Annotated in this window: 13 protein-coding genes and 2 rRNA genes; 7 read left to right on the forward strand and 8 right to left on the reverse strand. The window is 40.8% G+C overall.

All coding sequences use genetic code 11. The annotated features are described in order from the left end of the window. Together HZC45_06340 and rrf are read left to right on the forward strand one after the other, a co-directional pair. Positions 1 to 441, forward strand: a 23S ribosomal RNA gene (locus HZC45_06340); the annotation flags it as partial. Between the two features lie 112 nt (positions 442 to 553). Then, positions 554 to 669, forward strand: a 5S ribosomal RNA gene (rrf, locus tag HZC45_06345). Positions 670 to 765: 96 nt separating this feature from the next. Here rrf and HZC45_06350 read toward each other — a convergent pair. Both HZC45_06350 and HZC45_06355 read right to left on the reverse strand, forming a co-directional pair. Next, positions 766 to 1,971, reverse strand: coding sequence for a type II secretion system F family protein (locus tag HZC45_06350; protein ID MBI5682767.1), 1,206 nt, complete (start codon positions 1,969 to 1,971; stop codon positions 766 to 768). Between the two features lie 16 nt (positions 1,972 to 1,987). Next, positions 1,988 to 3,070, reverse strand: a complete 1,083-nt coding sequence (locus HZC45_06355) for a type IV pilus twitching motility protein PilT (protein ID MBI5682768.1) — start codon at positions 3,068 to 3,070, stop codon at positions 1,988 to 1,990. Positions 3,071 to 3,398: 328 nt separating this feature from the next. Between HZC45_06355 and HZC45_06360 the strand changes: the two genes are divergently transcribed. From HZC45_06360 to HZC45_06380, 5 genes are all read left to right on the forward strand, one after another. Next, positions 3,399 to 5,048 carry a 30S ribosomal protein S1 gene (locus tag HZC45_06360; protein ID MBI5682769.1) on the forward strand — a complete coding sequence of 550 codons (1,650 nt, stop codon included), beginning with the start codon at positions 3,399 to 3,401 and terminating at the stop codon, positions 5,046 to 5,048. Beyond that, on the forward strand, positions 5,045 to 5,926 hold the full coding sequence (gene sppA / locus HZC45_06365) for a signal peptide peptidase SppA (protein MBI5682770.1): 882 nt from the start codon (positions 5,045 to 5,047) through the stop codon (positions 5,924 to 5,926). The genes HZC45_06360 and sppA overlap by 4 nt, the downstream gene beginning before the upstream one ends. A 74-nt stretch (positions 5,927 to 6,000) precedes the next feature. Beyond that, entirely contained in the window at positions 6,001 to 6,282 is a 282-nt protein-coding gene (locus tag HZC45_06370) for an integration host factor subunit beta (GenBank protein ID MBI5682771.1), read from the forward strand. Positions 6,283 to 6,284: 2 nt separating this feature from the next. Next, the gene (locus HZC45_06375; protein ID MBI5682772.1) at positions 6,285 to 6,761 is read left to right on the forward strand and encodes an HIT domain-containing protein; all 477 of its coding nucleotides are present in this window, start codon (positions 6,285 to 6,287) and stop codon (positions 6,759 to 6,761) included. Positions 6,762 to 7,004: 243 nt separating this feature from the next. Next, on the forward strand, positions 7,005 to 7,172 hold the full coding sequence (locus HZC45_06380; GenBank protein ID MBI5682773.1) for a DUF3883 domain-containing protein: 168 nt from the start codon (positions 7,005 to 7,007) through the stop codon (positions 7,170 to 7,172). Between the two features lie 11 nt (positions 7,173 to 7,183). Here HZC45_06380 and HZC45_06385 read toward each other — a convergent pair whose 3' ends face one another. The 6 genes from HZC45_06385 to HZC45_06410 form a co-directional block, all read right to left on the reverse strand. After that, positions 7,184 to 8,098: a hypothetical protein gene (locus tag HZC45_06385; GenBank protein MBI5682774.1), complete on the reverse strand. Its 915-nt coding sequence runs from the start codon at positions 8,096 to 8,098 to the stop codon at positions 7,184 to 7,186. Beyond that, positions 8,085 to 8,960, reverse strand: coding sequence for a DUF58 domain-containing protein (locus HZC45_06390; protein ID MBI5682775.1), 876 nt, complete (start codon positions 8,958 to 8,960; stop codon positions 8,085 to 8,087). The genes HZC45_06385 and HZC45_06390 overlap by 14 nt, the downstream gene beginning before the upstream one ends. 97 nt (positions 8,961 to 9,057) lie before the next feature. Next, a complete protein-coding gene (locus HZC45_06395) occupies positions 9,058 to 10,080 on the reverse strand; it encodes a MoxR family ATPase (GenBank protein MBI5682776.1) in 1,023 nt (340 codons plus the stop codon). Between the two features lie 119 nt (positions 10,081 to 10,199). Further along, on the reverse strand, positions 10,200 to 11,567 hold the full coding sequence (locus tag HZC45_06400) for a 4Fe-4S binding protein (GenBank protein MBI5682777.1): 1,368 nt from the start codon (positions 11,565 to 11,567) through the stop codon (positions 10,200 to 10,202). A gap of 140 nt (positions 11,568 to 11,707) precedes the next feature. Then, positions 11,708 to 13,234 carry a 4Fe-4S binding protein gene (locus HZC45_06405; GenBank protein MBI5682778.1) on the reverse strand — a complete coding sequence of 509 codons (1,527 nt, stop codon included), beginning with the start codon at positions 13,232 to 13,234 and terminating at the stop codon, positions 11,708 to 11,710. Positions 13,235 to 13,371: 137 nt separating this feature from the next. Continuing rightward, positions 13,372 to 13,541, reverse strand: a 170-nt coding sequence (locus HZC45_06410) for a 4Fe-4S binding protein (GenBank protein ID MBI5682779.1), incomplete at its 5' end; no start/stop codon positions are given.

Consider the following 13,541-nt stretch of genomic DNA (forward strand, 5'->3'; position numbering starts at 1 on the left):
CAAGAGTTCATATCGACGGCGAGGTTTGGCACCTCGATGTCGGCTCATCGCATCCTGGGGCTGAAGCAGGTCCCAAGGGTCCGGCTGTTCGCCGGTCAATATCGGTACGTGAGCTGGGTTCAGAACGTCGTGAGACAGTTCGGTCCCTATCTGTTGTGGGCGCAGGATATTTGAGGGGAGCTGTCCCTAGTACGAGAGGACCGGGACGGACGTACCTCCGGTGTTCCAGTTGTCCTGCCAAGGGCAATGCTGGGTAGCTGCGTACGGAAGGGATAACCGCTGAAAGCATCTAAGTGGGAAGCCCCACCCAAGATAAGATATCCCGTGTCATAAGATACATAAAGGTCACTTGGAGACTACAAGTTTGATAGGCCGGGTGTGTAAGTCCAGTAATGGATTGAGCTTACCGGTACTAATTGACCGTTCGGCTTGACCATAACTTTTAATATGAGTTTTTAGCGTTCTACCCTATTCAAATGTTAAAGAACAGTGAGATGTAAGATTACTATCACATCCTTCATCCGCACACCTTTTTAAACACGGGGATAGAATTCCCGGTGCTTGTGCGATGGGGCAACACCCGTTCCCATCCCGAACACGTAAGTTAAGCCCATCAGCGCCGATGGTACTATGCGGGCAACTGCATGGGAGAGTAGGTCAGTGCCGGGAATTGTGTTTCTGTGTAAAAAGGTGTGCGGTAGGCACAGGAGATAAGCCCTTTGCGGCAATAGGTCATATACAGACAGATGCAGGATTTAATCCTGATTATCCGCCGCCCATTATCACCTCTCCCATTTTAAAGATAGGCAAATATATTGCTATAACAAGTCCACCTACTATAATTCCGAGAAAGGTTATAAGGAGAGGTTCTATGGTTGACATAAATGCGTCAACTGCCACATCCACCTCGTCTTCATAGAAGTCTGCTATTTTATTCAACATTACATCAAGTGCTCCTGCTGTTTCTCCAATGCTCACCATTTGCACTACCATAGGAGGAAAGACCTTAGTTTCTGCAAGAGGTTCAGAAAGGGTCTTGCCGCGGCTCAAGGCGGTTCTTGTGTTTATGGCTGCCTCTTCAATAATCTTGTTTCCTGATGTCTTTGCAACCACCTCCAGTGCTTCAAGTATTGGCACCCCGCTGGATACCATTGTCCCGAGTGTTCTGGTAAATCTTGCAATTGCTGCCTTTTTTATAAGCGGGCCAAATACTGGAAATTTTAAATATATATTGTCTGTAAGATGCCTGCCTTTTGGATTTTTTCGTATCTGTCTATACATCGTTATAATGCCTACTGCACCAATAATAATAAGGTACCACGAATTCTTTAACCAATTACTCATGTTGATAACCACCTGTGTTGGTAAGGGAAGTAATGCGCCAAAACTTGCAAACATTGATGAGAAAACAGGGACAACATATACTAAAATAACTGTAACAACAATACATGCAATAATAATTATTATTGTCGGATATATCAACGCACCCTTAATCTTGCGTTTAATCTTTAAGGTCTTTTCCATAAATGCTGCAAGTCTTGCAAGTATCACATCAAGGATGCCTCCAATTTCACCTGCTGATACAAGATTGATATAAAGTTCGTCAAATATGTATGGATGCCTTTTTAGGGCATCTGTAAAAGTAGCACCGCTTTCAATGCTTGTCTTTATGTCAAGAAGTGCTTGTTTGAATGCCCGATTTTCCTGTTCGGCAGCGAGTATATGGAGACATTGAACAATGGGAAGTCCTGCATCTATCATTGTTGCAAACTGCCGCGTGAAAACCACTAGTTCCTTTGTTTTGACAGTCTTACCGAAACGGATGCCACTGTGTTTTTTTTCTGAGATGGTGTCAGGGATAATGTGTTGTTTTTTGAGTATTGTGTTTGCAGCAGCAAGATTTACTGCCTCTATCTTGCCCTTTTTGATCTGACCGTGAAGGGTCTTTCCCTTGTATATAAAGGTAGGCATACTGTATAATTGAACATTACCTTGTATTGGATTTCATAACATTACTGTTGGCTATCATTTGTCTAATCTCATCAGGTTCTGAACTTCTGCTTAATATTTCATCCAGTGTAACGAGCCTTTTTTGATAAAGTGTCACTAATGACTGATTCATAGTCTGCATACTAAACTTTGATTGTCCAACCTGCATCTGAGAGTATATCTGATGGATTTTATCTTCTCTTATAAGATTTCTTATCGCAGCATTTGGTATCATTATTTCAGTAGATACAACCCTTCCCATCCCGTCAGTCCTTGTCAGCAGCAGTTGAGATATAACACCTTCAAGGACAAAAGAAAGTTGTGCCCTTACCTGAGGTTGCTGGCTTGATGGGAATACATCTATTATCCTATTTATTGTCTGGACACAAGAATTTGTATGAAGGGTTGCAAAACACAGGTGACCAGTTTCTGCAATAGTTAGTGCTGTTTCAATGGTTTCAATATCTCTCATCTCTCCAAGAAGGACAACATCCGGATCCTGCCTTAGCACATGCTTTAATGCCTTTTTGAATGCAAAGGTGTCAGAACCTACCTCCCTTTGATTTACAAGTGCAGTTTTTGATTGATAGACATATTCTATAGGGTCTTCTATAGTTATTATATGATCTGACCGCGTATGGTTGATTTTATCAACCATTGCAGCAAGGGTAGATGATTTTCCGCTGCCGGTAGGTCCTGTTACAAGAACCAGCCCCCGTGGTTTTTTCGTTAACTCTTCCAAAAAAGGCGGCAGTCCAAGTTCTTGCAGTGTTTTAATCTGGAACGGGATAGTCCTGAATGCACCTGCTACAGCACCTCTTTGGACAAATAGATTACCCCTGAATCTGCTTAAGCCTTTTAAACCAAAGGAAAAATCCAGTTCGTTTTCCTGCTCAAACTTTTGCTTTTGTGACTCGGCAAGAATACTGTAGCACATTTGTTTTACATCTTGAGATGTAAGAACAGACATATTACCGATCGGAGTTAGTTTGCCATGCACCCGCAGCCGCGGTAGAGAGCCTGCAGTGAGATGCATATCAGAGGCATTATTATCTATCATTATCTTTAATAATTCCTGCATAGTAGGTTTCTTTTCAAAAGAGGTATCTGACATAGTATCTCCTGTATAAATCAGGGACATGGTATCACGCCATGTAAGGCTGTTATGATGAGAGGTCGTCTTGATCTTTTCTAAAGGATTTTACCATATTTGACAATTTTCACAAAAAGGTTATTATAATACTATGACAGCAAAGGAGAAAAGTCAACAGGACAGAACAGAAACCAGAACAAGAAAACAGCATCGTTTTGTTTCTTTGACCTTTAAATTTCTTTATGGTATAAATCCCCAAGAAAGTTTAGACAAATTTTTGTTTTATTATTCTATCCATAGGGGGGGTATTATTTTAATGACAACGAGCAGCGAATCTATAAATAATAATTTAAAAGAAGAAGAAGTGAGTTTTGCAAATTTGTATGAGGGGACTCTTACACGTGCTATAAAGGGTTTGGAGGCAGGTAAGGTTATTAAGGCAAAGGTTGTGCATGTAAATTCTGAAGTTGTGCTTGTTGACATAGGATATAAATCTGAGGGACGGATTCCTGCAAAGGAATTCCTTGACGATAACGGGAATATGGGTGTTAAGGTTGGTGATGAAATTGAAATATTAGTGGAAAGGACGGAAGACGATAACGGTTATCTTGTCCTGTCAAAGACAAAACTTGATGAAATGAGGATATGGGAACTTATTGAAGATTCCTGCAATACAGGCAGGACCATAGATGGTAAAATTACGAACAGGGTGAAAGGTGGTTTTCAGGTAAATCTTAAGGGGGTAACAGCGTTCCTGCCCGGCTCTCAGGTTGATGTTGTTCCTGTAAAAGACCATGATAAAATCGTTGGTAAGGTGCTTGATTTCAAGGTGCTGAAATTTGACAGGGTTAAGCCCAATGTCATTGTCTCCCACCGTGCTGTTGCATCTGCTGTCAGAGAGAGATTGCGGCTTGATACATTAGAAAAGATTGAAGAGGGTAAGGTTGTAGAAGGTGTTGTAAAAGGGGTCACTGATTACGGTGCATTTATAGATATTGGCGGTGTTGATGGACTTCTTCACATATCGGACATATCGTGGGCACGGATTACCCATCCGTCTCAGAGATTGTCTATCGGTGACAGAATTTCTGTAAAGGTGTTGAAATATAATCATGAGGAAGGGAAGGTATCTCTTGGATTAAAACAGACTAAGCCAGAGCCATGGTCAACTGCAAAAGAGAGGTATCAGGTAGGGACAAAGACAAAAGGCAGGGTTGTTAATACAGCAGATTATGGTGCATTTATAGAACTTGAAGAAGGCATAGAGGGTTTGCTCCATATATCAGAGATTGGCTGGTTAAAGATAAAACACCCTTCAGAAAAAATTAAGATTGGTGATACGGTTGAAGTTATGGTTCTTGATGTAGACCAGCAAAACAAAAGAATTTCGCTAACTTTAAAACAATTGGATGAAAATCCGTGGGAGAAGATGGCGAAAAAATATCCAAAGGGGAGCATGGTTAAAGGAGTTGTTAAAAATATAACCGATTTTGGCATCTTTGTCGGTGTGGAAGATGGTATAGATGGTATGGTTCATATATCAGATATTTCATGGAAGAAGATAAACCATCCGTCAGAATTGTATCAAAAAGGGCAGGAGGTAGAGGCTGTAGTTTTAAATATTGACAAGACGAATGAAAGATTTTCTTTAGGGATAAAACAATTGGAAAAAAATCCATGGATGGAGATAGATAAAAGGTATTCACCGGGAATGGTGTTAAAGGGAAGGATTAAAGGCATTACAGATTTTGGTGCATTTGTTGAGATAGAGGACGGGGTTGAAGGGCTTGTCCATATCTCTGAGTTGGACCGCCTTCGCAAAAAAGGGGTTGATGTGAAATCTGATGACGATGTTGAAATAGAGATATTAAATATTGACCCGCAAGAGAAAAAGATAGGGTTATCTATAAGGGCAGTATCCAAAGGCTCAAATAGACAACTGCCTGATTCTGAGGCGCTAACTTGAAGAAGAGGTCTGTAATAATAGGACTATTGGCAACTGTTGGTATATTTGCTGTATTTTTTCTCTTTACAGTAATAGGGCTGTTTGTTGCACAGGGCGGGAATACATTTAAGTTTGGGGATAAGATAGGTGTTGTTGAGATAACAGGTGTAATTACAGATTCAAGGTATATAAATGAAAAGATTATAGAGTATGGTGAAAGGGATGACATAAAGGCAATAATCCTGCGAATAGATTCCCCTGGCGGCGGTGTTGGTCCATCACAGGAGATTTACAAAGAAGTGAAGCGGGTTAAAGAGAAGAAAAAGGTTGTCGTCTCTATGGGGTCTGTTGCTGCATCAGGTGGGTATTATATTGCTGCTGCGGGGGAGAGGATATTCGCCAACCCCGGCACATTGACAGGGAGTATAGGCGTTGTTATGGAGTTTGCAAACATAGAGGGACTCCTTTCAAAGATAGGACTAACAGGGTATGTTGTGAAAAGCGGAGAATACAAGGATATAGGTTCGCCAGTTCGCAAGATGACAGATAAAGAAAAGAGGCTGCTCCAGTCTGTTATTGATAATGTCCACGAGCAGTTTGTACAGGCGGTTTCTGAAGGCAGGTCTATTGAGTTATCCCGGGTAAAAAATATTGCTGACGGCAGGATATTTACAGGTGACCAGGCAAAAAAATTGGGACTGGTTGATGAACTTGGCAGTCTTACTGATGCCATTGATGCTGCCGCAAAGATGGCAGGGATAAAGGGCAAACCCATTGTGATTTATCCGCAAAAAAGAGGCATGTCTCTCTGGGACATAATGTTTAGTGAAGATGCACTTTCACAAATCGTCAGGATGCTTAAAAGCAGTTATGAATTATCAACAATCAGTTATCGTTAGGTTGCAGTAAGGCTTTGTATTGCAATCTGCTGTGATTAAAACTATATATCATTAGAAGAGGAGGATATGGTCTTATGACAAAGAGCGATTTGATAGGGTGCATATCAGAAAAGGTAAAGAATTTCACACCAAGAGATGTAGAACTTATAGTGAACAGCATATTTACCAGCATGTCAGAATCTCTTATGAATGGTGAAAAGATTGAGATAAGGGGGTTTGGCAGTTTCAAGATTAAACACAGAAATGCCAGAAAGGGACGCAATCCAAAGACCGGTGCATTGGTGGACGTGCCGGCAAAAAAGGTGCCGTTTTTTAAGGTGGGGAAGGAACTAAAGGAGATGATGAATAAGGAGTAGGGATGGAAAGGATCTGGGCACCGTGGCGCATGGAGTTTATCTTGAGCAGTAAAAAAACAGAAGGGTGCATATTTTGTAAAGACTTAGAACCGCCAAAAGGACTGCTTATATACAAGGACAGTCTATCGGGAGTACTTCTCAATAAATATCCTTATAATAATGGACATCTACTTGTCTTTCCTGCAAGGCATACAGGACAGATAGAAGACCTTTCAGATGAAGAGTCCAGAGGTATCTTTTCTTTAATACAGAGGTGTATATTAATATTGAAACAGGAATTAAAGCCAGATGGTTTTAATATAGGTTTAAATCTTGGGAAGGCAGCAGGTGCCGGAATAGAAGACCATCTGCATTTTCACATCGTTCCAAGGTGGAATGGTGATAATAATTTCATGCCTGTAATTGCTGAAACAAAGGTAATGCCTGAACATCTTAATCTAACATACAATAAACTCAAACCATATTTTAACAGACTATAGTTAGTATATATCCCCGAAAATCCGTTAACCACTCATAAGGATTGGATATAAAAAAAGTTTATACCTTAATGGAGGAAGGACTGCTTGCATGATGGGTTGACGCTGAAAAATACCCATCTGCCGTGTTGTCGCTGCTGCTCAACACCTGTAGCTTGCCCATTTATGGGCGTTTTTTAAAAGCGCCGATAAATCGGCAGACTACAATGCCTTGCATCTGACCAGATTAGCGGTTCTGGGCGATTTTTGAGCGTCAATTATGGTTTTGACATCCAGGCTGAAACCTCCGATGGTGCCCCAATCCAAGTTGAGGTCAAAGGTGTGAGTGGCGAGCAAGATGTAGAACTAACAGGGAACGAAGCGGCGGCTGCAGACAGGTATAAGAAATCATTCTATTTATGCGCTGAGCTTTGACGTTAAAAAATCTATTCACCGCTTACTGCCCTCCTTGCTCTTTTCATAATATCCATTGACTGTGCGTTTGTCGGCGAATAGTTTGCAAACTCCACAAGGTTACAGTCTTTTAAAATATCCTTTAATCCATCATCAACCTTTAGCATATTCAATAACCCCATTGTTGTTAAGCCTGATGGCGGAATATGGATTCCATCACAGGCAAATTTCTTTAAGCAGTCAGCAGTCAATTTGTGAAATAGTTTAAAATCTCCTTTCCCCAAAAGTCCCAATCCCGTTATCCTGCCCAGTTCTGATAATGCAATATCTTTTGATGCCAAAACAGGTTCGGGTATCTCCATTTGTTTTGTCATCATTTTCAGATAGACAAATGCACTAATAATTACCGCTGCCATTATCACAGAGGTGCCGGCAAGAAGCCACACTGCGCTATTTCGCTTAATCTCCACTTCAATCGGTCCCTTTTCAGGCATTATCTCTTTCCCACCCTTTGGCACCACACCCTTTACAACAATCTTTATCTTTTCGCTGGATACTTCACCCTCTTTGCCTTTTGCATCTCTAAAGTAAATCGTTTGCGGCGGTGTATAAAGTTCGCCAACCGCATATGCTGCAAGCACATATTCTATCTTATAGGTTATCCTGCCTTGAGCCTCACTCCTTTCAATCCCCCTCTGACCTATAAAATCAAACGGCGTAAAATCAGGACTGTCAAGAGGAAGTTCAATATCAAGATTTTTATCAGCAGTAACATAGAGGGTATAGATAATCCTATCACCGATTAAAGCGTCATTCTTATCAACCTCTGCCTTGAGGGAAACAGAGGCATGAACTGCAGATGTAAGGGGTAAGAGGTAAGAGGTGAGAGTGAACAGACAAAAAACCCATAACCTATAACCTATAACCCATGACCTAACTTCTTGCACCTTGCCTCCTGTAAAAAAAGTCCCTTATCGGCTTTGTCCAAGTCATATCTGTCCTGACCTCTATATAAGCAAGCCCTGCATCGCTGAATATCCGCTGCCTTTCTCTCTTTTGCTTGTTTGTATTATTATGAAACCAATCCCTGAATCTTTTATCCGTTGAATCAACAACCATCTCCATGCCTGTTTCACTGTCTTTTATATCAATAAAACCAGCATCAGGCAGGGTTTCTTCAAAAGGGTCGGTCAGGACAACAGGCACAATATCATATTTCTTGGCAGCGGTTTTCAATGCAAGTTCGTAATCAATATCCATAAAATCCGAGAGCAGAAACACAAGCCCTTTTTTGATTGCAGCATGGTACAGTGCATCTATACCAACCCTTATATCCGTTCTGCTGCTATATTTCGCAGACATCAAACCTGCAAGAATAGAGAGTAGATTTTTTCTGCCCTTTTTTACAGCATGAAATATTTGAACCCTTTCTGCAAACCCGATTAAGCCAACAGGATTATTTCTTTTTATAGCAGCTATGCCGAGAAAGGCAATAACCTCAAGCATTAAATCTTTTTTCAGTCTGCCCATTGAACCGAAGTCTATTGAACCGCTCATATCTGCAAGAAACATGACAGGGAGTTCCCTTTCTTCCACAGATACTTTTACAAAAGGCTTATCCGTTCTGGCAGTTGTCTTCCAGTCAATTGCCCTTATATCGTCGCCATATTGATATTCCCGCATTTCATAAAACTCCAGACCTCTGCCTTTGAACACGCTGAAATACTCCCCTACCATAAATGAGTCCACAAGTCTTCTTGTGCGGAGTTCAAGATTTTTGATGTTTTCTAATAGTTCGTGGGATAGCATAAGATTAGGCTATTGGCTATAGGCTATGGGCTATGGGTTTTCCTATTGCCTATTGCCCATCGCCTATAGCCCCTTACCTGCCACCTATTACCTGTTTTTACGGCACCTTAACCTTACTCAATATCTCTTTAACCACATCATCTGCTGTCACGGCCTTAGCCTCTGCCTCGTATGAAAGTATGAGCCTGTGCCTTAAAACATCCGGCACAACCGCCTTTACATCATCAGGAAGCACATAACCCCTGCCCTGCAAAAATGCATTTGCCTTTGATGCCTTGTTTAAAAATATAGAACCTCTAGGGGAGGAACCGTATTCAATCATGCCTTTTAACCCAAAATCAGCACCATTTCTTGTGGCACGCACGAGCCTCACTATATAATCCTTTACAGAATCGTCCATGTAAATCGTATCAAGGATGCTTCTCGCCCTTGCGATTTCATCCTTTGTGGCTACCTTTTCAACACCTTGCAGTATATCGGATGCAACACATATCTTAAACGGATTGTATGCTGTAGAAGAAATGGACATCCTCTCCATAATCTCTTTTTCCTCTTCAATTGTCGGATAGTCAATCCGTATCTTGAACATAAACCTGTCCAGTTGCGCCTCTGGAAGTGCGTATGTGCCTTCAAGTTCTATCGGGTTCTGGGTTGCAAGTATCATAAATGGCTCATCAAGGGGATATGTGAAATCGCCAAGCGTAACCTGCCTCTCCTGCATTGCCTGAAGGAGCGCGGACTGCACCTTTGCAGGAGAGCGGTTTATTTCATCCGCAAGGACTATGTTTGCAAATACGGGCCCTTTTTTCGGAATAAACTCCCCTTGCTTGTGGTCGTATATAATCACACCGATTAAATCAGACGGCAGGAGGTCAGGTGTAAACTGAATCCTGCTAAATTGAAGGTGCATAACATCTGCAAGGGTCTTTATAGTCAGGGTCTTTGCAAGCCCGGGCACGCCTTCTATGAGTATATGCTCATTTGTCAGAAGCGCCATCAAGAGCCTGTCTATCATATGCCCATGACCGACAATGACCTTGCCAACCTCTTTTTTGATCTTTTCAAAGAATATCGCTTCCTCTTTGACTTTTTTGTTTATCTCAATATCGCTGTATGGCATTTGCCTCCCTATTCGCTTCGCTCAAATTGAAAAATGAAAATTGTAAAGTGCAAATTTTAAATTTAAAATTCCCAATCTAAAATTTGCAATTCCCAATTCAATATTCGCAAGAATATTGCCTATCCCATCCTCATAACCATCGGCTGATTAAGCATAATTATATAAATCACAGTCAAACATAAAATCATTATTGTCATAGAAACCAATCCCTTGCCTTCAAAGTCCTGCAAAGAGGTCTTATAAGTGAGATAGATTGCATAAATAAATCCAATCATTGCGAGTGCAATCTCCAGATAGTATATCATATTAAATGATATAATCGGCTCTAGTTTTAATCCCCTTGTCCCAAATAAATTCCATCCCCAGCCAAATGGATCAGATGATACTATAATAAGATTCTTTCCCTCTCCGAACAGGTGAAATACATTGTGGCTGAGATGAAAAAACAGGGCGAGGGGGATTAGAGGGTAGGCAAAGGCAATAAAGGGGTGAGGGGTGAGGGGTGAGGAGTGAGGAGTAAAAAAAACAAAGATAGAATATATAAAAATGGTAATCATCACAAATGTAAAGAGTGCAATTGTTACAAGGGCATACGGCTCTATCCCGGTATTAAGCATGATTAAATCTGTCCACTGAAACCATGGTGGTATCATTGTTATGCCGTGAAAGATGACGATTGCAAATGCAGCAAGTATCATTAAACTTTCATCCAGCTGACTGTCAGCAGGCATTGACAGTTCTCTTGTTATTGGTCTTAAATTCAATGCAATATTATCCTTTGGGCATGTCTTTATGCACTCTGTGCAAAGGACGCAGTATGTGTTTGTATCCATTGCCTCAGGGTATTCAAATACAGGACAGCCGTAGCCTTTTTCATTCCCATTTATGCAGTCCTTTGTATTGCATGCCCTGCAAACAACCTTGTCCCTTGCGCGGAGTTCAAGAAAAGAAAATCTGGAATAAACGCCTATCATCCCTCCTATGGGACACAGGTATCTGCAAAAACTCCTTCTTTCAAATATGATTGATATTAAAACTGCTGCTATCAAAAAAATAATTGCAATGTATGCTGTATTTTTTGGATTTGATACAGCAGAAAAATAAAACTCAGCCCATGTTATAATCAAAAATGAGATTATAACAGGATACATATTTCTGAGCCATATAGGAAATTTTTTGTCAAGAGCAAGTCCTATCTCTTTTTTCTTCCAGAAGGCAAGCCTCTGAACCCAGTCTGAGATTGCAGCCCACGGACACACAAGACACCATGCCCTGCCAATTAAGGGAAATGTGAATATGAGCCCGCCCCACCATATTGTCCATGTGATAACAGTTGCAATATTATTGCTGCCAAGAGATGTCCCGTAAAGACCAGCAAATACAAGAAGCGCAAAGAGCAAAACAAAGGGAACTTGAAGGCTCAACTGGAATGGACGCTTTTTAAGAAGATGATTTAATGTATGGTTTTTGAGGAGGTCAATTTTCATAGGCTATAGGCTATGGGTTATGGGCTACAAATACGGGCAATAGGCAATGGGCTATGGGTTTTTATCCTATTGCCTCTAGCCTATAGCCCATAGCCTGTCTTTTTTCCTATCACCTATTGCCTATTACCTATCACCTGATTTTATCCTACCGGCGCAACCTTCTTTTTTGCCTCTTGCTGTTTCTTTTTTAGATATGCAACTGTAATAATAGATGAAATAAGAACAAATGAAATAAAACCAAGAAAAATAAGGTTTGTCTTTGTCTCGCCCACTTTCATAGGAAATTCAACATTGATTTCCTTACCGCTGGCATTAAAGGATACCTTTGCGACAAAGTCTCCCTCATAAGGAAGGTTTGCATAAAACGGATACCTCTTTTCAAAATCCTTTTCAAAATCAAATCTCATATCCTCTTTCATGCCAAATAGAGATTTTCTATAAAATACCATTCTTAGAGGTCCGAGATATGGCTGTCCTGTCTCTTTTTCCTTCACTATAGCGACTGCCTTAACCCTGATCGTTGCATCGCTCTGTTTATGCTGAAATGCAGAGAAATGAATTACGTAATCATCCTTTTCAGCAAAATATTCCTCTGATGGATTCTGAGGATAATGGGTCTGCGCTCCGGCATGCGGGTTTATGATTTTTGCATGGGCAGCGTGAGAGACAGTGAGGAGTGAGGAGTGAGGAGTGAGGAGTAAAAACAACAAAAAACAAATAATCTTTGCCTTTACTCCGAACTCCGAACTCCGAACTCCGAACTTGTATTTCACAGAGACCGCAGGACACTTTGATATGCAGAGTCCGCAATTATCACATTCTATGCCAATCATATTTTTGTGCGGCTCAAGCCCTCTTGGGCATGCCTCTGTGCAGAGACTGCACTGTGCTGGACATGACTTGGTATTTACATCTATGCCAACGAGCCGCTTAAACCCAAGCAAAGAAAAGAATGCTCCGCCCGGGCAGAGATATTTGCACCATCCCCTCCTTGATACAAGCAGTTCAAATACAAGCAGGGATAATATCAGAATCATCCCGAAACTGAATGTGGAATAGAATATATAGTGATATAATTCCCTGCTGACAAGGGCATAAGGCAAAATGTATGGAAGCAGATGAATCCCGAATAAAGACAGTGTGAGGATAGAAAAAAGCGCAAAATATTTATATTCCCTGGACATAGAAATGTTTAGAATAGGCACATTAAATCTCTCTAAAACTTTTCTAATCTTTTCATTTAACTCAAAGAGAAAATTCATAGGGCAAATCCATCCGCAGAATGCCCTGCCGAATATCAGGATAAACACTAAAGGTATGATGATTGAGATTAAAAGTGGAATATAAAATACCTTGCTGGCAATGGTTGTAGCAATTGCTATAACAGGGTCTGTAATATTAAAACCAAACAAAGTCAATGACCATGCCCCTCCTTTGAATATATCCAGATAGGGAACAAAGTCTCCCGAATTCACAGGTTGCGATGCTATTTTATGGATAAAGGCATATAGATAACTCATTATATACCCATTCTCTTCCATCGCCATATCCATCAAATCCTTCTGCCCTTTCGCAGACAGGAGATAGCCATAATAACTGATAATGGTAATGGCAAGGATTACCGCTATGACTGAAATCTGGATTGTTTTTCTTATGTATTGAAGCATATTGTTGATAAATCAAATATTAAAATGCAAAAAACCAAAATGACAAATTAAAATGTAAAAATCAGATTGCTTCGGCTTTGCCTCGCAATGACATACCTTAATTTTGACTTTTGAGATTTGAGTTTTGACTTTTGTTTTTAGTGTCCCGGCGGCATGCCAGGCAGATGCTCATCATATATAGGCATCTGATAGTTTTCATAAAATGCTATTTTATGTTCTTCCCCTCTTGGTATAACCCGTATTGCCTGCGGAACTTGAATGCACGCCTTTTCGCACAAACCGCAGCCAACGCATTTGTCTGTCACAA

Source organism: Deltaproteobacteria bacterium (assembly GCA_016223005.1).
Lineage (GTDB): Bacteria > Desulfobacterota > GWC2-55-46 > UBA9637 > GWC2-42-11 > JACRPW01.